This is a genomic window from Kushneria sp. Sum13 (genome assembly GCF_052692355.1).
Window position 1 is genome coordinate 1,480,953 of sequence record NZ_CP199847.1, and the last position, 23,190, is coordinate 1,504,142.

Below are 23,190 nucleotides of genomic sequence, written 5' to 3' on the forward strand. Positions count from 1 at the left end.
CTAGAATGAGGACCGTTGATGCGCAACGCATCACTGCCCGAGTGGCTCAATTGGATAGAGCAACGGCCTTCGAAGCCGTGGGTTGCAGGTTCGAGTCCTGCCTCGGGCGCCATTTCCCCCTGATCAGGGTCCCTTTGATCATTTCCCTCGTTATCAGACATCGCCCGGCTATCCGTTCGAAGTTCATCCACTTGAAAGCCATCTGCTCGAAGCTCATTCGCACGCTGCCTTAATCCTTTGAAGCCATCAGCTGCTCCACCATCAAAATGATGGAGTGAATCACCTTGATGTGAATCTCCTGAATACGGTCGGCATAGCCAAAATGCGGCACTCGAACCTCTACGTCGGCCTGGCCTGCCAATTTGCCGCCATCCTTGCCCGTCAGCAGTATGACGTGCATGCCTCGCGCTCTGGCGGCGTCGACCGCTTTGATAATGGTGTCGGAGTTCCCGGATGTGGACAGGCCGAACAGGACATCGCCCGGTTGCCCCAGCGCTTCGATATATCGAGAAAAGACGTGCTCATAGCCATAGTCGTTGGCCACGCAGGAAAGGTGGCTCGGGTCTGAAATGGCGATGGCCGGCAACCCGGCGCGATGGTCGCGAAAGCGTCCGGTCAGCTCTTCGGCAAAATGCATTGCATCACAATGTGAGCCGCCATTGCCGCAGGCCAACACCTTGCCGCCGGCCTTGAAGCGTGTCGCCAATAGCTCTGCGGCCTGCGTGATGGCCTCGATCTGCGTCTCATCCTGACTGAAACGGGCCAGCACCTCTGCCGCCTCGGTCAGCTGCCCCTGTACGATCTCTTTTAAATCCATCCGGTTCTTCTCTCTGTGTGTTGTGGCTATCATTGCAGCGCTGGTAAGCAGCAAGCGTTGTGAGTGGCTGGTGCCAGTATACGGATACCGGGCACACTGGGCGTCACCACTGGCATTTTCCAGTGGTAGAGCATGGAGTAGTGATGCAACAGATCGCGGGTATTCTAAAAGCGCCCGACCGTTCGCCAGTGGTGGGATCGCGCAACCGGTGGGCTGATGATCAGTGCCGGTGCACTGCTGGCCAGAAACGGTACGGGTTGATGGCAGGTATCAGCCGTCGCTCATCATCTTTATAGCCGCGCCATCCGTAGCCAGCAGGCTGAACTGGTGCAGACTGAGATAACGTCTGTCCTTGTATTCCACGTCACGCAGCGTGCCTTCATGGGTAAACCCCAGCGCCTGCAACAGCTTCACGCTTGCCACGTTCTCGGGCTCGACATCGGCGTGCAGGCGGTGAATCCCGAGCTGCTCAAAGCCATGGGTCAGTACATACGGCATGGCACGCCGCATCAAACCCTGACCCCAGTACTGCGGCAATAGCCAATAGCCGATGTCAGCCCGGTGATGGGCGTGATCCCGATCATTGAGGCCACAGGCGCCCATCAGGGCATCATCGCTGTCGCTTGCCAGTGCCCACCAGATGCCTTCCCCGGTGGTCAGTATGCGTTCATACCACTGCATCTGCGCTTTGGTGGCCGCAAGGTTTTCGTAGGAGACGCCGTAATGGGCAATGACACGAGGGTCCGATAGCCCGGCGAAAACGCCGTCAAGATCGTCCGGTCGGAACCGGCGCAGATGGCACCCGACAAGGCTGAACGCTGGAAAATCATCGCCCTGACTCGACATCCTGTTATCTCTCATGTGATGTTTTCCGATGCACCGTCCTGACAGAGCCAAAGGGTGACTGGTCAACCATGTGACAATGGCCATACACTCTGGCTGTCCCTACCCGAATCCAGAGAACCACCATGATAAAAGGCATTCTGATCTGCTGCGGCTTTCTGATCATGCAGCTTGTTCTGCTGCACCATGTCGATCATCGCCAGACCAATAGCCGCACCCAGGTCGAGTACACCCAGACGAACACACCTCAGGCGAACCTTCGCAACCGGGAGGGGCAGTTGACCCGCCGCGAGGATGAGGATAGCGACGATAGCACCGTCTGATCATGAGCATTGATACCAAAAAGCCCCGCCATGTGCGGGGCTTTTTGCTTTCAGACACCGGCCCGGTATTACGCCAGCTTGCTGATGATCAATGCCGCATTCACGCCGCCGAACCCAAAACCGTTGCATAGTGCATGACGTGTAGTGCGTTCGCGGCCCACATCCGGAACAAAATCGAGATCCTGCATGCCTTCGTCGGCATGGGTGAAGTTTAGCGTCGGTGGTAACCGGTCGTGGATCGTCGAAAGCGCAGTGAAAATGCTTTCCACGCCGCCGGCGGCACCGAGCAGATGACCCGTGGCCGATTTGGTCGAAGAGATGGGGATATCGCCGAGCGCTTCTCCGAACACTCTCTGCAGAGAGGCGATTTCAGCGCGATCGCCTACCGGAGTGGAAGTGGCATGTGCATTGATGTAATCGATATCGCCAGGGGTCAATCCTGCCATGCGCAGTGCCGCCTGAATGGCGTCGGCTGCACCAGCACCATCCTCTGGCCCCGAGGTAATATGGTAGGCATCGGCACTGGTGCCATAGCCGCTGATCACTGCCAGTGGTGTCGCACCGCGCGCTTCGGCGTGCTCCAGTGTTTCGATCACCATCAGCCCTGCGCCTTCCCCCATGACAAAGCCACTGCGTGTTCTATCAAACGGCCTTGACGCCTTCTCGGGGTGATCCTGCTCCGTGGACAGTGCCTTGAGGGCATGAAAGCCGGCCAGCGAGAGGGGATCAACGCAGGCCTCGGCACCTCCCACCAGCGCCACCTGCGCCTCGCCGCTGCGCAGCATCCTCATGCCATCACCGATGGCCTGAACCCCTGCGGCACAGGCGGTCACGGGGCATCCTAGCGGGCCGCGAAACCCATAGCGAATCGACACATTGCTGGCGGCCATGTTGGCCAGAAAGGCGGGCACGGTAAACGGCGACAGACGACGATGGCCGCGCTGGGTCAGCGTGTCCTGGGCCTGGGTAATGGTCGGAAACCCTCCGATACCCGAGCCAATGATGGTCGCCGTGGCGCGTCGCTCGGCGTCATCCTGCGGGAACCACCTGGCCTGGGTCAGCGCCTCTTTGGCAGCGGCCAGCGCATACAGGCTGAAGAGATCAAGCTTGCGACGCTCCTTGGCATCGGCCACTTGATCAGGGTCGAATCCAGCGTCGCGGTCGGTATCCTTGCCTGGTACCAGGCCAGCAATTTTGATCGGCAGGTCACCGCTGTCGAACCGTGTGATGCTGCCAATGCCCGAACGCCCCGATATCAGCCGCCCCCAGACCGTGTTGACGCCACATCCAAGGGGGCTGATCATGCCCATGCCGGTGATCACGATGGGTGAACTCATGCTGACTCCGTTAAGCTGACGTTTGTCACCAGGCTATCACCGCACTATATATGATCAAGATAATATCCAGTCTGCCGGCGGCGAGGACGTCATGCCCTATTCAAGTGCTCACAAGGCCAGTTCGCGGGAACGCATCCTGAAATCAGCCATCGAGCTGTTCTCTCGCAATGGGTTTAACAAGGTGTCCATCGGTCAGATCATGAAACTGGCAAAGCTGACGCATGGCGCCTTTTACTCGCATTTCGACTCAAAGGAAGCGCTGTATAACGCCTCCATACGGGAAACGCTGGAAGGCAGTCGTGCGGCAAGACTCGTCAAGGGGCCGTTGTCCATCAAGCATTTGACGGCGCTGGTGGCCAATTACTGGAACCTTCAGGAGCTTGAGCGCAAAAGTCAGCCGGGGCCTGAAACCGTACTGTTCAACGAAATCGGCAACGATAACGCCGAAATTCGAGCACTCTTTGAGGCGTCCTACCATCGTATGCGCCGCATGCTTGAAACCCGCCTGATTGCCCTGAGCCGACTGAAGAAACTGCCTTTCGAGCCAGACCGTGACGCCATCGCTGAAAAATCGCGCGCGATTCTGGCGTCGCTGGTCGGTGCCGTTGCCATTGCCAAGAGCCTGCCAAATGAAGAAGAAAGAGCGCGGGTTCTTGAAGCGGCGCAGAAGCAGATTTTGCTGATGCTGGGCGTGGATGAGCGAGAAATGTCAGGGGCGCTGCCTGCCTGATCACGCCGCACGTTCATGGCATATTGTTTTGCCATGTACGGATACAAAAAAGCCCCGCCATGTGCGGGGCTTTTTTGTGAGGTCACGTTTCCATCAGGTGCTTGCGTTACAGCCAGTGCTGCGGATAGCGCCGATGCCGTGCCAGATTGTTGATCAGCACCGCCACGGTCAGCATCAGCAGGCAGCCGAGCCCTATGGGGAAGAACGCATAGACCCAGCCCAGCTCGTGCAGCTCGTTGGAGCCGATCACCGCGATCAGGGCCGTAGCGCCGCCGGGCGGGTGCAGCGTATGGGTCAACTGCATGATCAAAATGGAGGTAGAGACCGCCACGGCGGCCGCAACCCAGTTATCGCCCAACAGCATCCAGGTGACCACACCACACAGTGCCGAAAGCACGCTACCGCCCAGCACATTGCGCGGCTGAGCAAAGGGGCTTTCCGGGGCGGCGTAAAGCAGTACCGACGTCGCGCCGAACGACCCAATCATCAGTAGCGCATGTGCCTGCATGGACTGCGCGCTGATCCAGCCGACCCCGGTCATCCCGACAAATGCCCCGACCCACGACCAGAGCGCATCACGCCAGCAGGGTGCTGCGCGGGATACGGCCGTGCCTCTCATCTTGCCCAGATAATTTTTCACGAATCCCCGCCGTGATCGTTCAAAAAGATCGCAGATAGTGCCACCTGCGCGCGATGCACTGAAATAGTGCATTGCTATGGGGTTAAGTATTTTTTGAAGAGGGGGCGCGGGCATCAGGGTATGAGGCGTTAAGCGTTGGGAAATAGGGCGTGATCATTTCATTTTGGAAGCGAACGGGCCTAAAAAAGCACGCTACTTTAGGATTAATGGCATTACATAACTTTACTTGGTCAGCCTGATTCAATATCGTCGTTTGAGGATTAGCAGAGCCTTACAGAGAACGGACAGGACACCTGTTTTCACGCCGTCGCTCGAACCCGTACCGGCATGGTGGTTTTACCGGGCAAGCGTGCCTATTGGGTGGGCGTGAAATGCAAGGAAACGCAAGATTTTCACGAGCTACAAAACCGCAGTGCGGCCCAGCAGCGACGCTGTTCGAGGCCACCTGCAAGGGTGCAATAAAACCGACCCATTTAGCGCGCAGGCGGGGCGGGGAGTCGACAGCGCGCTGGTAGGGATTAAGAACATTTCTGACTACCAAACCATTCGCGTCACACGGATGCCCATTACGTAGCTTTGCTCTGTAAAGGACACCAGTGCAATTAGCATTAGCTGGAAGGATAAATGGAAGTATTCAAGTTTATAGCGCACAGTAAAAAAGCCATTTGTATTGCAGCGCAACATGGTTGGTACCCTGGGGCTAGGTATACCAACCTTAGAGATGTAAAAACCTTTTCTTTTGAAGGAGTGGGGTTTCTAGATATTGACTGGAAAAATTATGATTTTTCGCGTCATATTGATGCTGCTGCTCAGAAAAAGCCGAAGATGACAATCGCGCGAGACGTAGAATGTATATTTAAACTTGATCAGGTCCTACGTGAGGCGGAACAGTTGGCATTGCATTCTGATTATGTTGCTATCGTTCCTAAAGATACCCTGTTAAATGGGCGAATAAGCGAGCTGATCCCAAGTGATTATATATTGGGGTATAGTGTCCCCACACGATACGGGGGCACGAAGGTCAGTTTGCAAAGCTTTGATAGGCCGGTTCACTTGTTGGGTGGGCGCCCAGATGTTCAGAGGCAACTTGCAGAAAAGCTAAAAGTCATTTCTTTGGATTGCAACCGGTTTACCTTTGATGCGCGTTTTGGCGACTACTTTGATGGGCAGATATTTAGGCCACATCCAGAAGGCGGGTATGAAAACTGTTTAATTGAGTCTTTGAGAAATATAAATAAGTTGTGGGATGGCTATGTGGTGCATGACGAAGTAAAGAAGTTGGCCAAACTGGTGACCTTATGAGTAGTAGAGAAGAGTTTTTGCTGAAGATGTATGACCAAATGTTCAATGATATAAATAGGCATATCATGGTCGTTTGGCAGAGTGTTGGCGTATTGGTTGGCGCATTTGCAATATTTGCTCTAGTAGAAAAAAAGGTGATTTCCTTAGATATAGCTGCAAGTATTATATTGCTTCTAAGCGCTTGGTTGGTTGCTCATCTATTCGATGCGGCGTATTGGTATAACAGGAACTTAGCAATTATCGCAAATATAGAGAGACAGTTTTTAATGAAGTCTGATCTTAAGGATATTCATTATTATTTTGGTTCTCACAGACAAAAAAATAAAATGATTGAGCATCTACGTATACAGCTAGCTTTAGGGTCTGCGCTTGCCGGTATTGTTTTGATTTACCACTTTTTTGACAGGGTGGTGCCGGGACTCTCTTCTTCAATTAGTAATTTTGAGCCCGCTCGGTCATTACCCTATATTGTAATAGTAGCAGCAGTTGTTTATTTAAGGGCTCTTAAAGTAGCTACAGCCGAAAAGTATCAAGAGTTTATAGAAAACTCACCCGGGGTAGATGTTGATACGAGTGGTGTTAACTATGGAAAAGGTCACGGGCATACTTCAAGCTAGCAAAGCGCTGCATATGAATAAATTATTTGCCGCGCTCATGATTTACCTATGAGCGCGGGACTAGATTCTTGGAGATATCGATAAATTGGATAATAACAGAGATCAGTTGAAGGAATATTTATCCTTTGCGAGCGCCCTGCTTGATTCAATGAATCAAAGCCTGAAAGCTAGCTCCGAATCGGATGTATGGAAGCACTCTAGCTATCAAACTTATATGCGGAAGTACAATTCTCTTGTGAGAGAGGTTGCGGCAGTTACCTCTGGCACGGCCCTGCTTGACCTATACGATCTAGATAGAGTTCCCTCAATGGGGGATACGATTGCAATTCAACAAAAAAGCTATTTTGATTCAGTACATTCCAATCTTTCCATATTGAAAGCATTTCTTGAAAATAAGATTGGTCTTAAGGAAGACAAGACGCTTCAAATAAAGGACTTTATTCAAGCTAATCTAAGGCGTGCAATGTTTGATAGGCCCGATAAGGAAATTCTAGTTCAAGATGTGGTGGAGCAATTGCTAATTGGCAGGGGTATGGAAAAGGGTGTGGATTACGACCGAGAAACTGGAAGAGTTAAAATTTCGATAAAAGAGGTCGTTCCAGATTTCATATTTCAAAAGCTTGGTTTAGCTCTAGAGGTGAAGTTGTCAAAAACTACAACTAAAAGCAAGACTATCGTTGATGAGATAAATGCAGACATAATGGCGTATTCAAGGGAATATAGATCAATAATATTTCTTGTTTATGACATTGGAAGCATTAGAGATGAGACGGAATTTAAAAATGACCTAGAGGTAAACGATGCCGTGTCGGTCATTGTTATTAAGCATTGAACTTAACTAGTACAGGCGCAGCGGCGCTCTTTTCATTGCGCCTTCAGTTCCATTCCAAGTGTGCGAATTCTGCAGGCGTGATATCACGCCCGCTTCTAGGCGTAAGCCGCCTTTAGACCGAATACCTACATGGTAAAGTATGATCCTCCGATTGCACCCCATGGTATACCTAGTGGCATATTCTGTTGTTAAGTCAGTCATGTGGTCCAATAAAATCAATTGCTTAGGATGATTTTATAGTCCTGCCTCGGCCGTCGCTTTATCCTGCCTGACAATTTCTCACGACTCCTGTGCTGACCGTTTAAAAAACCGAAGATCGGGCTATTTCACGCACGATCTTGCTTGCATTAAGGGTGCCTTGAAGACATCACAAAGCACTGCCTCGGTCAGGCAATTGATGCTCATTTTTTGACTGTCCGACACCCAGCGATCACATCACTCCCGACATCGATATGCCGACCCGGCATGATACAGAAGGTAACGGCATTGGTCGGCGGGTGTCGGGGCGAGTAGTGTTGCCGCGTTGACTTCTCTTGATCTTTTTTCTCTTTCGGTGGGGTGGAATACCGGCATGACTTCGTCTCAAACATTTGGCGCCAGTGACAGTACCCCGGGCGTTCGTCAGGAAAAGGATCTGCTGGGCATGCTCGATGTGCCGGCGGATGCCTATTACGGTATTCAAACGCTGCGCGCGGTGAACAACTTCCACCTCAGCGGCGTACCGCTCTCCCATTACCCTCGTCTGGTCGTGGCCCTGGCCATGGTCAAACAGGCTGCGGCAGAGGCCAATCATCATCTGGGTCATCTTGATGAGCAGCGCTTCAGAGCCATTCACGAGGCCAGCCAGTGCATCATTGATGGCCATTATCATGATCAGTTTGTGGTCGACATGATCCAGGGCGGGGCGGGCACCTCGACCAACATGAATGCCAATGAAGTCATCGCCAATGTCGGCCTGGAAATTCTGGGGCGTGCCAAGGGCGATTACCATCACCTGCATCCCAACAATGATGTGAACATGTCGCAGTCGACCAACGATGCCTATCCGACGGCCATTCGCCTCGGCCTGCTGTTGGGTCATGATGCACTGCTGGATAGTCTGGAGCAGCTGTGTGAATCCTTCGCCGAGCGGGGAAAGGCCTTCGCGGATGTGTTAAAGATGGGGCGTACCCAGCTGCAGGATGCGGTGCCGATGACGCTGGGCCAGGAGTTTCAGGCGTTCGCCACGACCCTGGGGGAGGACCTGGGCCATCTGCGTCAGCAGGTGCCGCCACTGCTGCGTGAGGTCAATCTGGGCGGCACCGCGATCGGCACGGGGATCAATGCCGATCCGGGCTATCAGCATGTCGCGGTCAATCGGCTGGCGGCGATCAGCGGTCAGCCGCTGGTGCCGGCGACCGATCTGATTGAAGCCACCTCCGACATGGGCGCCTTCGTTCTTTTCTCGGGCATGCTCAAGCGTCTGGCGGTGAAGCTTTCAAAAATCTGCAACGATCTGCGCCTGCTCTCCAGCGGACCGCGTACCGGGCTTAATGAAATCAATCTGCCGGCGCGCCAGCCGGGCAGCTCCATCATGCCCGGCAAGGTGAACCCGGTGATCCCGGAAGCCGTCAATCAGGTGGCCTTTGAAGTCATCGGTAATGATCTTGCCCTGACCATGGCGGCCGAAGGCGGCCAGCTGCAGCTCAACGTCATGGAACCGCTGATCGCCTACAAGATTTTTGACTCCATTCGCCTTCTGACGCGGGCCATGGATATGCTGCGCGAGCAGTGCATTGTCGGTATTACGGCAAACCGGGCGCACTGCCAGGCGCTGGTGGAAGCCTCCATCGGGCTGGTAACGGCGCTGAACCCCTATATCGGTTACGAGAACTCGACGCGTATTGCCCAGCAGGCGTTGGTCAGTGGCCGAGGAGTGCTGGAGCTGGTGCGTGAGGAGCAGCTGCTGGATGAAGAGACCCTGCAGGATATCCTGCGCCCCGAGAACATGATCGCGCCGCGCCTGGGGCCGAAGAGTATTAAAGGCAATCAGTAGTCCTTTGATGCTGTAACGCCCAAAGGGGGTCGCTGAAGCGTGTCAGTGCTCTTTAGCAGGATCAGGGCAACAAGGCAGCCCCTCGGATATTTCCATGGGGCTGCCCAGGCATAAAATCGGTGCCGGTATGACTCCAAACGCTCGCCATGACTTCAAACGCTCGCCGACAGTCGGCCGATCTCCGCGATGACCTGATCGCGCTGCGCCTTGTCGGCCTCCGGCAGATAGACATAGGCCACCGCAATCACCGCGCCGCGGTTTGAGGGCCAGGCAATGCCGATATCCGCGGCGTTGCCGACGCTGTTGGTGCCGGTTTTTTCCCCGATCAGCCAGCCGGCGGGCATACCGGCGCGCAGGCGGGTGTCACCTGTCTTGCCCTCGATCATCCAGGCGGCGAGCTGGTGGCGCGACGACGGGGTCAGCGCCTCGCCCAGCACCAGGGTACGCAGGGTCTGCATCATCGCCAGTGGGGTGGTGGTATCGCGCTCGTCGCCTTCGTGATCATGCTCGTTGAGTGTGGGCTCGTTGCGATCCAGCCGGGTGGTGGTATCGCCGATGCTGCGCAGAAAGGCCGTCACCTTCGCCGGGCCGCCAAGGCGCTCGATCACAAGATTGGCGGCGGCGTTATCGCTCCAGGCCACTGCGGCCTGGCAGAGCTCCGCGATCGTCATGCCGGGGCTGCCGAGCTGCTTTTCCGTCACGGGCGTCCAGCCGGTCAGATCGGATGTTTTGACCTCAATGGGCTGATCAAGCGATGCCTCACCGCGATCGACCTGCGCCAGCATGGCCGCGGCAATGAAGACCTTGCCCGTGCTGTTGAACAAAAACCGCTCATCGCCGCGATGGCTGGTTACCGCGCCCGTGCCCACATTCATGAGCGCCACCCCCAGCCGGCCGCCGTATTTGTCTTCCAGCGCCTGAAGCTTGTGTTGAACCTGCTGACGGCCCGAAGCCGTCGCCGTTTTGGCCAGTAGCGGCCCGGGCAGAGCAGCCAGCGGCAGCAGTGAGGCAGTCAAGAGCAGACGTCGACGGTTGATCAGCGGCATGTGGGGCATCCTGAGTCGGGGAAAAACGCAACATGGCACGAAGCGGTGGCGTTATACAGCGCCGCAGGCACGTCTTTGGTGCGATGGGGGTGCGCATTAGGTACCTTGATGAAGCGACGGCGCGGCGCGGGTGGGCGGGGCGAATCGCTGTCGTGGCACGTCTCATTCACCGTAACAGGAGAGAGCAACACCATGACTGTGGTCATATCCCGGGTGCAGCCCGACGATGAAACAGCATTTCTCGACGCCGTCGCGCGAAGCCGCGATCTGCTGGATGAATGGGTCGATCCGCCGCCGAATGCAGAGCGGTTCGCCCAGCATATTGTGAGGTACTCGACAGACCATCACGTCAGCTATCTGGCCCGAAACGGCGAAGGTCAGATGGTGGGCTGTATCAACATTAATAACATCGTGCGCGGGGCGTTCCAATCGGCGTTTCTGGGGTATTACGCGTTCTCGCCGTATAACGGTCAGGGGCTGATGAAACAGGCAATGGCACTGGTCATCACGCAGGCTTTTCACCACCACCGGCTGCATCGGCTGGAGGCCAACATCCAGCCCGCCAATGTGGCCTCGGTGGCGCTGGTTAAATCGCTGGGCTTCAGGCTGGAAGGCCACTCGCCGCGCTATCTCAACATTGCCGGCCAGTGGCGGGACCACGACCGGTACGCCATCACCGCCGAGGAATGGTCATGACGGTCCTGTATTGGGCTCAAACCTGACCAGCTGTTTTTTCCTGCCACAAAGACGATTCCAGTGCTTAAAGCATTCGGCGTCTGCGCCGATATCGAGAGGATTCCTTTCTCCGCCAAGGGTTGGTCAAACCCTCTCTGGAACCGGTGCCATGACCATAAGAGATCTTTCCATCAGTAAGCAGATCGGGCTGGGGTTTTTGGTCGCTGTGGTGTTTCTGGTGCTCAGCGGCGCGTTGAATTCGCTGAGCCTTCGCAGCATCAATGACACAATGAAGTCGATGTATGACGACCGGGTGGTGCCCCTGAAGGATCTCAAGGTGATTTCGGATGCCTATGCCGTGGAGGTCATCGATGCGATCAACAAGGCCAATGTCGGGCTGATAACGTCCGAAGAGGCCTTGCAGGACGTGCGCCATGCTCATGAGGCCATCAAGCGTCACTGGGCGGACTACAAGGATACGAAGCTGACGCCCGAGGAGGCCGCCGCGGTCGCTCGGGCCCAGTCGCTGTTCATGACCGCTGATGAGGCGCTGGGCGCTCTCGAGCAGCGACTGCAGGGCATGACCGGTTTGGTCCGGGGCCAGCTTGATGGTGTTATTGGACCGCTATACACCGCCATCGATCCAATCAGTCATGCCATCAGCGAGCTGACCGGTCTTCAACTGACGGCGGCGCAGGCGTCGATGGCACGCGGGGAAGCCCAGTATCACCAGGCGATGCTGAACACACTGATCCTGGCGTTGATTGCCGTGGCCATCTCGGTCGTGGCGGCGGTGGTGATTACCCGCGGTATTACGGGGCCGCTGGGGCAGGCGGTGCAACAGGCCAGGGCGGTGGCTGCCGGGGATCTGTCGGTCAGCGTGGAGGCGCGCTCACGCAATGAGATCGGCCAGCTTTTGATGGCACAAAAGGAGATGGTGCTGGGACTGGCCGCGGTGGTCGCCAGCGTGCGCCGCAATGCCGAGAGCGTGGCCTCGGCGAGCGCGCAGATTTCACAGGGCAACGATGACTTGAGTCAGCGCACCATGGTGCAGTCCTCGGCGATCGAGCAGACCTCTGCCTCCATGGAGGAGATGGGCTCGAGCGCGGCCCAGAACGCCAATAACGCGCAAAAGGCCCATCAGCTGACCTCCAGTGCCAGTAGCGTGGCGCATCAGGGCGGTGAGGTGGTCGGCCGGGTCGTGCAGACGATGCGCGACATCAACGACAGCAGTCATCGAATCAACAACATCGTCAGCGTGATCGACGGCATTGCCTTTCAGACCAATCTGCTGGCGCTCAATGCTTCGGTGGAAGCCGCGCGTGCCGGTGAGCAGGGCCGCGGATTTGCCGTGGTGGCCAGCGAGGTACGAAGCCTGGCTCAGCGCAGTGCCGAGGCGGCCAAAGACATTCGTGCACTGATCAACGAAAGTGTCGAGCGGGTGGAAAAGGGCACGACGCTGGTCGATCAGGCGGGCAAAACCATGGCGGATATCGTCTCGTCCATTCGCCATGTCAGCGATATTGTCGGGGAGATCAGCGGTGCCAGCAGCGAGCAGAACCTGTCCGTGGGGCAGGTCAGTCAGGCCATCAGCCAGATTGACGAAACCACGCAGCAAAACGCGGCGCTGGTCGAGGAGTCCGCTGCCGCGGCGGTCAGCCTGAACACTCAGGCCCATGAGCTGGTGGCTGCAGTGGGCCGGTTCAGACTTGGCGATCAGATCGCAGGTGCTTATGGCCGAGTCTGAGAGCATCCCCGGTCAGCATGGGCAGATGCAACAGAGGCAGAGCGGTCGTGTCGGCGCTCACTGTGAGGTGAAGTGATCATGTCGCGCCTGATTTCGGTCTCGGCGGGAATGTTTTGCCAAGGCAGCAGTCATAGGGCGTTGATAACTTCGGGTGACAGAGGGCCGGTGGTGCTGGCCTCCTTGACGCCTGCTCCTGCGGGTGCGATGGCGCCCGTGTATTGTTGATCCCTTTGATGGAATGACCATGCTGACTCTGGCCGCGCTGCAAGCCTTTATCCTGGGAATACTGGAAGGACTGACCGAATTTCTGCCCGTCTCCAGTACCGGACACCTGATCATCGCCGGTGATCTGCTCAACTTTAACGGTGATACGGCCACTGCCTTCAAGATTGTCATCCAGCTCGGTGCCATTCTGGCGGTCATGTGGGAGTTTCGGGCGCGCGTGCTGGGCGTGGTCCGTGGCCTGCCTTGCGAGCCACAGGCGCAGCGCTTTGCGCTCAACGTGCTGGTGGCCTTTGTTCCCGCCGTCATTCTGGGGCTTCTGCTGGCCGATACCATCGAACACTGGCTGTTCAACCCCATTACCGTGGCAACGGCGCTGATCATCGGTGGGTTCGTGATGCTCTGGGCGGAGAAGCGCGAGCACACCATCAAGGCAGAGACGGTCGATGACATGACCTGGCAGCTGGCGCTCAAGGTGGGGCTGGCGCAGTGTCTGGCGCTGATTCCCGGCACGTCGCGTTCGGGCTCGACCATTATCGGCGGGCTGCTGTTCGGGCTGTCGCGCAAGGCTGCCACGGATTTCTCGTTTTTTCTCGCCATGCCGACCATGGTCGCGGCTACGGTCTATTCGCTGTGGAAGTACCGCGACATTCTGCACATGGCGGATCTGCCGATCTTCGCCATCGGCTTTGTGACCACCTTTATTGTCGCGATGCTGACGGTGCGGGCCCTGTTGAAGTTCATCGCCAGCCACAGCTACGCCGTGTTTGCCTGGTATCGCATCGCCTTTGGTCTTTTGATTCTGGCCACATGGTATTTCGGCATCATCGACTGGAGCACCGCGCAGGCCTGATGCCGGTGCCGGGGCTTCTTCCGGGGGCACTTGTGCAAGTCGTTAGGTGGCATTTCACGGCGTTCATGGCCACACTTTTCCCCGTGATTGACCCATCGGGAGGAAGGCATGGCAAGCCGTTATGAAGTGCATGAGCACGCGACCGCACACGTGAAGGGCGCCCCCAATCGGGAGCAGCAAAAGGAAATGGATGACATGCCGCTGGCGTGCTTTCGCATCTGGGATCACCAGCAGGCGCAGTATGTCAGCGAGGAGTATGAAGTCCGCGAGGAAGCAGAAGAAGACTGCCAGCGGCTGAACGACGAAGTCTGAGCCTTTCGCGGCACCGGGTCCTTCGTGGCATCAAGCATCAGGCCCATCGGTGATCGACCGGTGGGCCTTTTTTATATCCATGATGTTATATCCAGGTGCGGCGGCCGGCCCCTTGTTTGAGCATGCGTTCTCTGTCGCTGGGGTGCTTCGTCACGACCTTGTTGAAAAGCATTGACCTTATAGAAGGTACAAGGTTTACAAAGATGTTGTTCATCTCATTTTGTTTCCCTGATCAAGGAGCATCACCATGTCTGACCAGACCAACTGTGCCTGCCCGAAATGCACCTGCAGCGTCGGCGACAATGCCGTTGAGCGTGACGGCGCGCTGTACTGCTGCCAGGCCTGCGCCACCGGTCATGCCGATGGTTCAAAAGACTGCGGCCACAACTGCAGCTGCGGCAAGTAATCATGCCCTGATCAGGGTGGGCAAAAGCCTGTCTTGATGGCCTGATATGGCCCTTCGGCGATGCGTCGAAGGGCCTTTTTATGGCACGCGTTTACTGGAGTGCCGTCTGGCGTGACGCATGTTTTCCGGGCTGCGACAAAAGGCCCGGGGACACTGCCTTGATATATGGTCCGGATGCATCCATCTCATGAAGTAATCCACGCCAACAGGAGTACTCCATGAGCGCTGCACGTATTTTGATGGTTTTGACCTCTCACGATGAAATGGGCAACACCGGCCACAAGACCGGTTTCTGGGCAGAAGAGTTTGCCGCGCCTTACTACACCTTCCTGGATGCCGGCTGTGACATCACGCTGGCAACGCCTGCTGGCGGTGCTGCACCGATCGACCCCAATAGCGAAGGCGAGGATGCCCAGACCGACGCCACGCGTCGTTTTTACGCCGATGAAGACGCGAAGGCACGTATCGCCAATACTCAGCGGCTGGCTGACATGCGCGCCGAGGAGTTCGACACCGTGTTCTATCCCGGTGGTCATGGCCCGCTGTGGGATCTGACCGAAAATCAGGACTCCATCGCGCTGCTGGAAGACTTCCTGCGCCAGCAAAAGCCGATCGCGTCGGTCTGTCACGCGCCGACTGCGTTTTTGAACCTTAAAGACGAGCAAGGCGAGTTCGCGATCAAGGGCAAAAGGGTGGCAGGCTTTACCAATGAGGAAGAGGCCGCGGTTGGCCTGACCGACGTGGTTCCGCATCTGCTGGAAGATGAGCTCAAGCGCCGCGGCGCGGACTATCAGAAAGTAGAAGCCTTTGCGCCGTTTGCCGTCGTGGATGGCCTGGTGATCACCGGCCAGAACCCGGCAAGCTCGGAGGCCGTGGCCGAGAAGCTGCTGGAGGCGCTCAAGCGCTAACGGCCTGATGGCTCAAAAAAAGCCCCGGCGCAGATGCGTCGGGGCTTTTTTTTGTTTCAACTACCTCAGAGGGTTTGTCGCCTCCAGGGGGTAGATTATTTGTCGAGCAGTATCCAGATGGTAAATCCCAGAAACGCCAGCAGGATAAAGATTAGCCGGGGACTCATGTGTTGCTTTCCTTCTCGTTGTCAAAGGCCCCTGTCCCGAAGGCCGGATTCATAATGCCCCGCTCGAGGCTATAAAAAAACACTAATACACGGATTTCAGCCAAGCGGCGATCACTTACAGCAACTTCTGCTCGCGTGGCTCTTTCTGTTCATTGGGCTTTTGTTCGTCAGGCTGTTGTTCATGGGACTGTTTGATTATAGAGCTTTTGCTCATACGCCATGCTTTTCACCGCGCGCGCTTGAGTCAAAATCAAGAGTAGGTAGACTGGTCTACCTACTCAACGTTTCGGACCACGTCCATGACTTCTCCTGAAATCCTGTCGAGCGCCAGTGCGCGTGAGCGTCTGCTCAGTGCTGCCGCCGTGCTGTTTTACAGCGATGGCATTACCGCCACCGGCATCGATGCCATCGTCAAGCGTGCCGGCGTGGCCAAAAAAAGCCTTTATAACAATTTCGAGTCCAAGACAGCGCTGGTGGCGGCTTATCTCGCGGCGCGTCACGCCGAATGGCTGGCCCTGTATGAGACGCGGCTGGCCCGGGCTGTCACGCCCAGCGATCAGGTCTTGGCGGTGTTTCTGGCCTATCAGGACCACGCGGAATGGGCCTATGAACGCGGTTTTCGCGGCTGCGGCTTGCTTAACGCTGCCGCCGAACTGCCGGTCGGGCATGAAGGGCGCGACGTGGTGCGTCGTCACAAGCAGCAGGTCGAGGCGCTGCTGGCCGCACCGCTCATTGAGCTGACCGATGATGAGGTTTTCGCCGCGCGTCTGGCGCAGCAGCTCGCCTTTTTGCTGGAAGGGGCGATAGTGCGCGCGGGGCTTGAAGGCAACAGCCGCTGTGTTCGTGAGGCTCATGACATGGCGAGCGCTCTGGTAGGTGCCCTGTGAACGCTCGTGAACATCTTCTAGGGGTTCTGGGGGTTCTGCTGGCCGCCGTGCTGTGGGGCACCACCGGCACCGCCGCGACGCTGGCCCCGGAGGTCAGCGCGGTGGCCATTGGTGCCGTGGCGATGGGGCTGGGTGGACTATTGCAGGCGCTGGTGGCGGCCCCGCGTATTCGAAAGGTTTGGCCCCGTCTGCGCACGCGCTGGCCCTGGCTGCTTTCCGGGGCGGTGGCGGTGGCGATCTATCCGCTGGCGTTTTATGGCTCGATGCGCCTGGCCGGGGTCACCATCGGCACGGTGGTGTCGATCGGCTCGGCGCCGTTGCTCTCGGCGTTGATCGAATCGCGCTTTGACGGTCTGACGCTGGGCATGCGCTGGAAAATCGGCGCGGCGCTGGGCCTGGTCGGCATGGGGCTTTTGTGTCTGGCCGAGACCGGGCCACATGCCGGCGTGGGCAGTACCACACAGGTGTTCCAGGGCGTGACGATGGGCCTGGTGGCCGGGCTGACCTATGCGTTTTATTCCTGGTCGGCACGGCGCTTGATGCAGGGCGGCATCCCGACGCGCGCGGCGATGGGGGCGACCTTTGGCCTGGGCGGGCTGATGCTGATGCCGGTACTGCTGCTCACCGGCGCGCCGCTCATGGGCTCCATCAACAACGCTGCCGTCGGGCTCTACATGGCGCTGGTACCAATGTTTCTGGGCTATCTCGGTTTCGGATATGGCCTGGCCAGGGTGCCGGCCAGTACGGCCACCACCATCACACTGTTCGAGCCGGTCGTGGCCGCGCTGCTGGCGGTGGTGATCGTTGGCGAGCGGCTGCCGCCGCTGGGCTGGGCCGGCATTGTGCTGGTGATCGCCTGTCTGATGTGTCTTTCGGCGCCGATGCGCTGGCCCCGCGTACGGCGCAACAAGGCGACATCGACGGCCGGCTGACGTGGCTATGAGGCGGGCGGCGCGTCGGGATGCTGCCACTTGTCCCACGATGGCGCATCGCCAATAACGTCCTGCAGGTAGCTCATGAAGGCGGCGACCTTGGGCGTGCGCAGCCGACCGTCGGTGGTCAGCACATGAATCATGCGTTGCTCGGGCACGACTTCGCAGCGCCAGCCACTCAATAGCGGCACCAGCTGTCGTGAAGTCAGCGCCTCATCGATCAGCCAGGTGGGAAAGAGCACAATGCCCTGACCCAGCATGGCGGCCTGCAGCAGGCTGTCGGCATCGTTGCTGTAGAGGCTGCCGGCCAGCTCAAACGCGGTCGGAGCTTCGTCGTCGGGCGCCTGAAAATACCAGCGCTGGCGGCCCATCTCGCCCTGATAGAGCAGGCAGTCGTGATCTTTCAGCGCCTGTGGCGTCTCGGGCGTCCCGTGTTCCAACAGATAGGCGGGGGAGGCAGCCACCACGTAGTTCATGGGGGCCAGCGGCCGGGCGATCAGGGAGGAGTCGGCCAACTGCCCGACGCGAAAGGTAATGTCGCTGCCTTCTCGCACCGGGTCGGTCAACGCATCGGTGAGCAGCAGCTCAGCGTGCACATCCGGATAGCGCTTGTGAAAACCGCGCAGCAGCGGTACCACCTGATGGCGGCCGAACGCCACCGGGCTGTTGATGCGCAGCGTTCCTGACGGCGCCCGCGTCGGGCCTTTCAGTGACTCGGTGGCCTGATTGAGCTGCTCGAGCGTGACGCGAATCTGCTCGTAGTACTGCCGGCCTGCCTCGGTCAGCGTGACGGCTCGGGTATGGCGATAGAGCAGTCGAATGCCCAGACTCGCCTCCAGTGCGCTGACCTGGCGCGAGACCGAGGAGACCGCCATATGGAAATGCCGTGCGGCGGCTGTAAAGCTGCCGGTCGCTGCGACCCGCTCAAACGTTCGTAAGGCATTGAGATCCATCATGTTGCACCTGATGCAATAATCATTTGCATGATGTTCGATTTCGGCAACGCCGCGCAAGCACCATAATGGCTGGCATCATTTGATGAACAAGGGAGTCTCATCATGCAAAAGGGTGTAGCACTGGTTGTCGGCGCCACGGGCATTACCGGCGGTAACCTGTCCTCTTATCTGGTCGCCAGCGGCTGGACCGTCTACGGTCTGTCGCGTCAGCCCACCGGCAAGGACGGCGTGATCCCGGTTTCCGCGAATCTGCTGGATGCCGATGCGACCGCACAGGCGCTCGAAGGCCTGCCGATCAGCCATGTTTTTTATTGCACATGGACCAAACGTGACAGCGAACAGGAAAACGTCGAAGCCAATGGCGCGATGATGAATAACCTGTTTGCCGCGCTGGACCCGGAAAAGCTCGAGCATGCGGCGCTGGTCACCGGCACCAAGCAGTATCTGGGCTCCTTTGAAAGCTATGGCAGCGGCAAGGTCGAAACGCCGTTTCGTGAGTCGGCGCCGCGCGTACCGGGGGAGAACTTCTACTACACGCTGGAAGATATCCTGATCGAAGCCGCTGGCAAATACGGCTTTGCCTGGAACGTGCACCGCCCGCATACCGTCATCGGTCATGCTCGTGGCAATGCCATGAACATGGGCACCACGCTTGGCGTTTACGCCTCGATCTGCAAGGCCACCGGTCGACAGTTCATCTTTCCGGGCTCGCAGCTTCAGTGGAATGCGCTGACCGACATGACCGACGCGCTGCTGCTGGCACGCCAGATGGAATGGGCATCCCTGACGACCGGCGCGCACAATCAGGCGTTCAATACGGTCAACGGTGATACCTTCCGCTGGCGCCGCATGTGGCAGGAGATCGGCGAGTTCTTCGGCCTTGAAGTGGCAGACTGCCCCGAAACGCCGCAGCCGCTGGAAGAGCAGATGGCCGGTCTTGAGCCCGAGTGGCAAAGGATTGCCGAGCAGCACGGTCTGGTTGAATCGGACGTGACGAAGCTCGCTTCCTGGTGGCATACCGATGCCGACCTCGGCCGCGAGCAGGAATGCGTCAACGACCTCGTCAAATGCCGCGACTTTGGCTTTGACGAGTTCCGCGAAACCCGCGCTGCCTTCTTTGACCTCTTTACTCGCCTGCGCGCCGAGAAGGTCATTCCGTAACACGTCGCCCTCGCGTATCGAACAAGCCCGTCACTCATTGAGTGGCGGGCTTTTGTCGTTAAACGCTTTCTGGTGGCCGTGCCTCGGCGTCTTCGTTGTAGGCGCGGGTCAGTTCATGAGCTTCAGCGTGAGAGCTGGCGGTGGGGGTCTCGCCCATCAGCGGGCGGTTGGCCGTTTCGGGGGTGAGGAAAATGGTCACGCCACCGATGACACCTGCCAGCATTAGATAAAAGGCCGGCATCATGAGATTGTGGGTGGTGTCGACCAGCCAGGCGGCCAGCAGCGGTGTGGTGCCGCCAAACAGCGAGACCGAAATGTTAAAGGCGATCGCCAGCCCGCCGTAGCGAATGTCGGTGGGGAAAAGGGCGGGTAGCGCCGCCGGCATGGCGCCGGTAAAGCAGGTCAACAAAAGCCCCATGATCAAAAGCCCTGCAAACACCAGGGCAATGCTGTGCTGCCCGATCAGTAGAAAACAGGGAATGGACAGTAGGACAAAACCGACGCATCCCACAAAAATCATTGGTTTGCGCCCTGTCCGGTCACTGAGTTTTCCCATGAAGGGGTTGATGATCATCATGCAGGCCATGACCAGCAGGATCAGTACCAGACCATGCGCGGTGTCGTAGCCCAGATTGGCCGACAGGTAGCTGGGCATATAGGAGAGCAGCATGTAGTCGGTCACGTTAAACACCAGTACCAGCCCGACACACACCAGCAGCGCCCGGTAGTGGTTCATGATCATGTGACGCAGCGGATTGCGCGGTGTGGGAGATTCATCCTCGCGGGCTTCGGCCTGTTTCTGAAAGGCCGGCGTTTCTTCAAGGCGCAGGCGGATGTAAAGCCCGATCAGTCCAATGGGGCCGGCAATCAAAAAGGGCACCCGCCAGCCCCAGCTGAGCAGGGCGTCGTCACTGAGCAGACTGGTTAGTGCCGTCACGATACCGGCGCCGGCGATATAGCCCGCCAGGGTGCCAAACTCCAGCCAGCTCCCCATGAAACCGCGTCGGCGGTCAGGCGCGTATTCGGCGATAAAGGTGGCTGCGCCGCCATATTCGCCGCCGGTCGAAAAACCCTGTACCAGCCGGGCCACCAGCAAAAGAATCGGCGCCATGATGCCGATGGTGTGGTAGTCCGGAATCAGGCCGATACAGAAGGTGCCGGCGGCCATCATGATCATGGTGGCCGCCAGCACCTTCTGACGTCCGATCCGGTCCCCCAGCGGCCCAAAGAACATGCCCCCGAGCGGGCGCACCAGAAAGGCCGCGGCAAAGGTGGCAAGTGTTGCCAGAAGCTGGGAGGCGGCACTGCCGGATGGGTAGAAAACGCGCCCCAGCGTCACGGCAATATAGCTGTACACGCCGAAATCAAACCACTCCATGGCGTTCCCCAGCGCGGCGGCCTTGATGGCACGATTGAGTACCGCTCGGTCGACCACGGTGACTTCCTTGACCGTTAGCCGACGAGCGCGCTTGTGCAAAGGCCTGACATGAGCTGCAGTCATGAGCGGCATTCCTCACGGTTTTGCCTTCTTCAGTCTGAAAAAAGCTTCACTGTTTCAGGTATCCGCCATCCAGACAGACTTTGCCAGTGCCTTTACGTGAGGCGTTGTAACCTTTGTTAGAGTTCACCCGGTCAGACTGGATGCAAAAGGCCCGTCGCCTTGAACCAGCGACGGGCCTTTTGAACGGGCACTAAAAGGGGGTAGTCAGCCCAGTATCTGCGGATTGAGATGCCAGGTGCTCCAGGTAAGCGCCGTGGCCAGCGTTACCCACGCCAGATACGGCACCAGCAGGGCGCCGGCCAGGAGCTTGATGCGCCAGAAGGCGATCAGCGTGGCAAGAATCAACAGCCACAGAACGACCGTGCCGGCAAAGGCGACTGCCCCGAGGTGCCAGACAAAGTAGAGCCAGCTCCACAGCGCATTGAGGGCCAGCTGTACGACAAAAAGCGTCAGTGCCGGGCGCACGTTCTGCGTGGGTTTTTCACGCCAGACACACCAGGCCGCAATGCCCATCAGGGTATAGAGCGTGGTCCATATCGGACCGAAGACGCCGGCCGGCGGCGCCCACGAGGGCTGCTGAAGCTGTTGATAGAATGAGGCCGCGTTAACCGAGGCCACGGCGCCAATGGCCGCGGCGATAAAGGCCAGCAATAGCCAGCCGGCAAGCCCCATGTACTGTTGACGGTGAGTCAGTGACTGCATGCCATGCCTCTTATGGAAAGTCTGTAGTGAGCTGAAAGGTCTGTAGGAAGCATCTGTATCGAATGTCTGCCCTGTTTATTAAACGTCTGCCTTGAAAGCCTGTTTTGACCGTCTCGGCGCTGCGCGCGGCAGCAAAAGAGAGCGCCTGTATCCTACACAATAGCGCTCGCGACCGGGTATGGCAGTGGGGCAGGATGTCTCATGAGTGCGTCATTTCCAAAGAAAAGACCCAAAAGGAGAACACATGCAGATTGCGATCATGGGCGCCGGGGCCGTTGGCAGCTACTACGGGGCGCTGCTGGCGCGTGCCGGCCATACGGTCACGCTGATCGGCCGCGCAGCGCACGTCGAGGCGATGCAATCATCGGGACTGAGCCTGGAAACGACGTCAGGGCGTGAAACATTTGAGGTCACGGCCAGTGTGCACGCAAGCGCACTGAAGGACGCCGAGCTGGTGCTGTTTTGCGTCAAGTCCACCGATACCGAAACGGCCGGGGCTTTGATGGCCCCGAAGCTTTCTGATACCGCGGTGGTTTTAAGCCTGCAAAACGGCGTGGATAACGCCAGTCGCCTTGCTGAGGTTCTGGGCCGTGAGGTGATCCCGGTGGTGGTCTATGCCGCCGTGGCGATAGTGGGGCCGGGACACGTGCGCCATCACGGGCGTGGTGAGCTGGCGCTCGGGGCCTCGGCCATCAGCGCCAGGCTGGCGGAGCTTTTTCAAAACGCCGGGGTTTCGGCAGAGGTTTCGGACAACGTGACCGGCATGCTGTGGGCGAAGCTTGTGATCAACTGCGCCTGGAATGCGGTATCCGCCATCACGCAACAACCCTATGGCGCGCTGATGGCCATCGACGGCGTCCGGGCGCTGGTGCTTGCCGTCGTTGCAGAGTGTCAGGCCGTGGCACAGGCCTGTGCGGTGACGCTGCCCGATGACATTGAGCACTCAACGCTTGCGATTGCCGAAAGCATGGCCGGTCAGCACTCTTCAACGGCGCAGGATCTGGCCCGAGCCCGTCCCAGTGAAATCGAGCATCTCAATGGCTTTATCGTTTGCCAGGGGCAAAGGCACGGTATCGACACTCCCTTCAATCACACCCTGTTGGTGCTGGTCCGCGCGCTGGAGCAGAGCCGCAATACTTGTGATATCCCTTCTGTCTGATATGCGCTTTTTCTGATATCAGTTGCTGCTTTTTAAGGTCCTGAGCATTGTACTTTGGTCCCGATATCGACCAAAGCCGC

Annotated in this window: 24 protein-coding genes and 1 tRNA gene; 17 read left to right on the top strand and 8 right to left on the bottom strand. The window is 57.8% G+C overall.

What is annotated here, in order from left to right:
• The first annotated feature begins 35 nt into the window (after positions 1 to 35).
• Positions 36 to 112, top strand: a tRNA-Arg gene (locus ACUN8C_RS06940).
• Between the two features lie 117 nt (positions 113 to 229).
• Here the strand turns inward: ACUN8C_RS06940 and lpcA are convergent.
• Complete coding sequence (gene lpcA, locus ACUN8C_RS06945) at positions 230 to 817, bottom strand: D-sedoheptulose 7-phosphate isomerase (protein WP_445621508.1); 588 nt, start codon at positions 815 to 817, stop codon at positions 230 to 232.
• A 270-nt stretch (positions 818 to 1,087) separates the two neighbouring features.
• Entirely contained in the window at positions 1,088 to 1,678 is a 591-nt protein-coding gene (locus ACUN8C_RS06950) for a GNAT family N-acetyltransferase (protein ID WP_445621509.1), read from the bottom strand.
• Positions 1,679 to 1,785: 107 nt separating this feature from the next.
• Between ACUN8C_RS06950 and ACUN8C_RS06955 the strand changes: the two genes are divergently transcribed.
• Entirely contained in the window at positions 1,786 to 1,983 is a 198-nt protein-coding gene (locus tag ACUN8C_RS06955; protein WP_445621510.1) for a hypothetical protein, read from the top strand.
• Between the two features lie 68 nt (positions 1,984 to 2,051).
• Here the strand turns inward: ACUN8C_RS06955 and fabF are convergent, their stop codons facing one another.
• Positions 2,052 to 3,320, bottom strand: a complete 1,269-nt coding sequence (gene fabF / locus ACUN8C_RS06960) for a beta-ketoacyl-ACP synthase II (protein WP_445621511.1) — start codon at positions 3,318 to 3,320, stop codon at positions 2,052 to 2,054.
• Positions 3,321 to 3,411: 91 nt separating this feature from the next.
• Between fabF and ACUN8C_RS06965 the strand changes: the two genes are divergently transcribed.
• The gene (locus ACUN8C_RS06965; protein WP_445621512.1) at positions 3,412 to 4,050 is read left to right on the top strand and encodes a TetR/AcrR family transcriptional regulator; all 639 of its coding nucleotides are present in this window, start codon (positions 3,412 to 3,414) and stop codon (positions 4,048 to 4,050) included.
• 106 nt (positions 4,051 to 4,156) lie between these two features.
• Here the strand turns inward: ACUN8C_RS06965 and ACUN8C_RS06970 are convergent, their stop codons facing one another.
• The gene (locus ACUN8C_RS06970; protein ID WP_445621513.1) at positions 4,157 to 4,690 is read right to left on the bottom strand and encodes an HPP family protein; all 534 of its coding nucleotides are present in this window, start codon (positions 4,688 to 4,690) and stop codon (positions 4,157 to 4,159) included.
• A 624-nt stretch (positions 4,691 to 5,314) separates the two neighbouring features.
• Here ACUN8C_RS06970 and ACUN8C_RS06975 point away from each other — a divergent pair.
• The 4 genes from ACUN8C_RS06975 to ACUN8C_RS06990 all read left to right on the top strand — a co-directional run bounded on the left by ACUN8C_RS06975 (position 5,315) and on the right by ACUN8C_RS06990 (position 9,476).
• On the top strand, positions 5,315 to 5,992 hold the full coding sequence (locus ACUN8C_RS06975; protein WP_445621514.1) for a DUF6610 family protein: 678 nt from the start codon (positions 5,315 to 5,317) through the stop codon (positions 5,990 to 5,992).
• Positions 5,989 to 6,609: a hypothetical protein gene (locus tag ACUN8C_RS06980; protein ID WP_445621515.1), complete on the top strand. Its 621-nt coding sequence runs from the start codon at positions 5,989 to 5,991 to the stop codon at positions 6,607 to 6,609. Before ACUN8C_RS06975 ends, ACUN8C_RS06980 begins: the two co-directional genes overlap by 4 nt.
• 106 nt (positions 6,610 to 6,715) lie before the next feature.
• On the top strand, positions 6,716 to 7,441 hold the full coding sequence (locus ACUN8C_RS06985) for a PD-(D/E)XK nuclease domain-containing protein (protein WP_445621516.1): 726 nt from the start codon (positions 6,716 to 6,718) through the stop codon (positions 7,439 to 7,441).
• Between the two features lie 571 nt (positions 7,442 to 8,012).
• On the top strand, positions 8,013 to 9,476 hold the full coding sequence (locus tag ACUN8C_RS06990) for an aspartate ammonia-lyase (protein ID WP_445621517.1): 1,464 nt from the start codon (positions 8,013 to 8,015) through the stop codon (positions 9,474 to 9,476).
• Positions 9,477 to 9,628: 152 nt separating this feature from the next.
• Here the strand turns inward: ACUN8C_RS06990 and bla are convergent, their stop codons facing one another.
• Positions 9,629 to 10,522: a class A beta-lactamase gene (gene bla / locus ACUN8C_RS06995; protein ID WP_445621518.1), complete on the bottom strand. Its 894-nt coding sequence runs from the start codon at positions 10,520 to 10,522 to the stop codon at positions 9,629 to 9,631.
• A 108-nt stretch (positions 10,523 to 10,630) separates the two neighbouring features.
• Between bla and ACUN8C_RS07000 the strand changes: the two genes are divergently transcribed.
• The 8 genes from ACUN8C_RS07000 (at position 10,631) to ACUN8C_RS07035 (ending at position 17,631) form a co-directional block, all read left to right on the top strand.
• Positions 10,631 to 11,218, top strand: a complete 588-nt coding sequence (locus ACUN8C_RS07000; protein WP_445621519.1) for a GNAT family N-acetyltransferase — start codon at positions 10,631 to 10,633, stop codon at positions 11,216 to 11,218.
• Positions 11,219 to 11,366: 148 nt separating this feature from the next.
• Positions 11,367 to 12,944 carry a methyl-accepting chemotaxis protein gene (locus ACUN8C_RS07005; protein WP_445621520.1) on the top strand — a complete coding sequence of 526 codons (1,578 nt, stop codon included), beginning with the start codon at positions 11,367 to 11,369 and terminating at the stop codon, positions 12,942 to 12,944.
• Between the two features lie 244 nt (positions 12,945 to 13,188).
• On the top strand, positions 13,189 to 14,019 hold the full coding sequence (locus ACUN8C_RS07010; RefSeq protein WP_445621521.1) for an undecaprenyl-diphosphate phosphatase: 831 nt from the start codon (positions 13,189 to 13,191) through the stop codon (positions 14,017 to 14,019).
• 108 nt (positions 14,020 to 14,127) lie between these two features.
• Positions 14,128 to 14,331 carry a hypothetical protein gene (locus tag ACUN8C_RS07015; RefSeq protein WP_445621522.1) on the top strand — a complete coding sequence of 68 codons (204 nt, stop codon included), beginning with the start codon at positions 14,128 to 14,130 and terminating at the stop codon, positions 14,329 to 14,331.
• 247 nt (positions 14,332 to 14,578) lie between these two features.
• Entirely contained in the window at positions 14,579 to 14,737 is a 159-nt protein-coding gene (locus tag ACUN8C_RS07020) for a metallothionein (RefSeq protein WP_445621523.1), read from the top strand.
• A gap of 218 nt (positions 14,738 to 14,955) precedes the next feature.
• Positions 14,956 to 15,645, top strand: coding sequence for a type 1 glutamine amidotransferase domain-containing protein (locus ACUN8C_RS07025; protein WP_445621524.1), 690 nt, complete (start codon positions 14,956 to 14,958; stop codon positions 15,643 to 15,645).
• Between the two features lie 466 nt (positions 15,646 to 16,111).
• The gene (locus ACUN8C_RS07030; protein WP_445621525.1) at positions 16,112 to 16,699 is read left to right on the top strand and encodes a TetR/AcrR family transcriptional regulator; all 588 of its coding nucleotides are present in this window, start codon (positions 16,112 to 16,114) and stop codon (positions 16,697 to 16,699) included.
• Positions 16,696 to 17,631, top strand: coding sequence for a DMT family transporter (locus tag ACUN8C_RS07035; protein ID WP_445621526.1), 936 nt, complete (start codon positions 16,696 to 16,698; stop codon positions 17,629 to 17,631). Before ACUN8C_RS07030 ends, ACUN8C_RS07035 begins: the two co-directional genes overlap by 4 nt.
• Positions 17,632 to 17,636: 5 nt before the next feature.
• Here the strand turns inward: ACUN8C_RS07035 and ACUN8C_RS07040 are convergent, their stop codons facing one another.
• A complete protein-coding gene (locus ACUN8C_RS07040; protein ID WP_445621527.1) occupies positions 17,637 to 18,587 on the bottom strand; it encodes a LysR substrate-binding domain-containing protein in 951 nt (316 codons plus the stop codon).
• Positions 18,588 to 18,689: 102 nt separating this feature from the next.
• Here ACUN8C_RS07040 and ACUN8C_RS07045 point away from each other — a divergent pair, with 102 nt between their 5' ends.
• Complete coding sequence (locus tag ACUN8C_RS07045; RefSeq protein WP_445621528.1) at positions 18,690 to 19,748, top strand: SDR family oxidoreductase; 1,059 nt, start codon at positions 18,690 to 18,692, stop codon at positions 19,746 to 19,748.
• A 58-nt stretch (positions 19,749 to 19,806) separates the two neighbouring features.
• Here ACUN8C_RS07045 and proP read toward each other — a convergent pair whose 3' ends face one another.
• Positions 19,807 to 21,249: a glycine betaine/L-proline transporter ProP gene (gene proP / locus ACUN8C_RS07050; RefSeq protein WP_445621529.1), complete on the bottom strand. Its 1,443-nt coding sequence runs from the start codon at positions 21,247 to 21,249 to the stop codon at positions 19,807 to 19,809.
• A gap of 204 nt (positions 21,250 to 21,453) precedes the next feature.
• A complete protein-coding gene (locus tag ACUN8C_RS07055) occupies positions 21,454 to 21,951 on the bottom strand; it encodes a TspO/MBR family protein (RefSeq protein WP_445621530.1) in 498 nt (165 codons plus the stop codon).
• A 244-nt stretch (positions 21,952 to 22,195) separates the two neighbouring features.
• Here ACUN8C_RS07055 and ACUN8C_RS07060 point away from each other — a divergent pair, with 244 nt between their 5' ends.
• Entirely contained in the window at positions 22,196 to 23,110 is a 915-nt protein-coding gene (locus ACUN8C_RS07060; protein WP_445621531.1) for a ketopantoate reductase family protein, read from the top strand.
• The last annotated feature ends 80 nt before the right edge of the window (positions 23,111 to 23,190 follow it).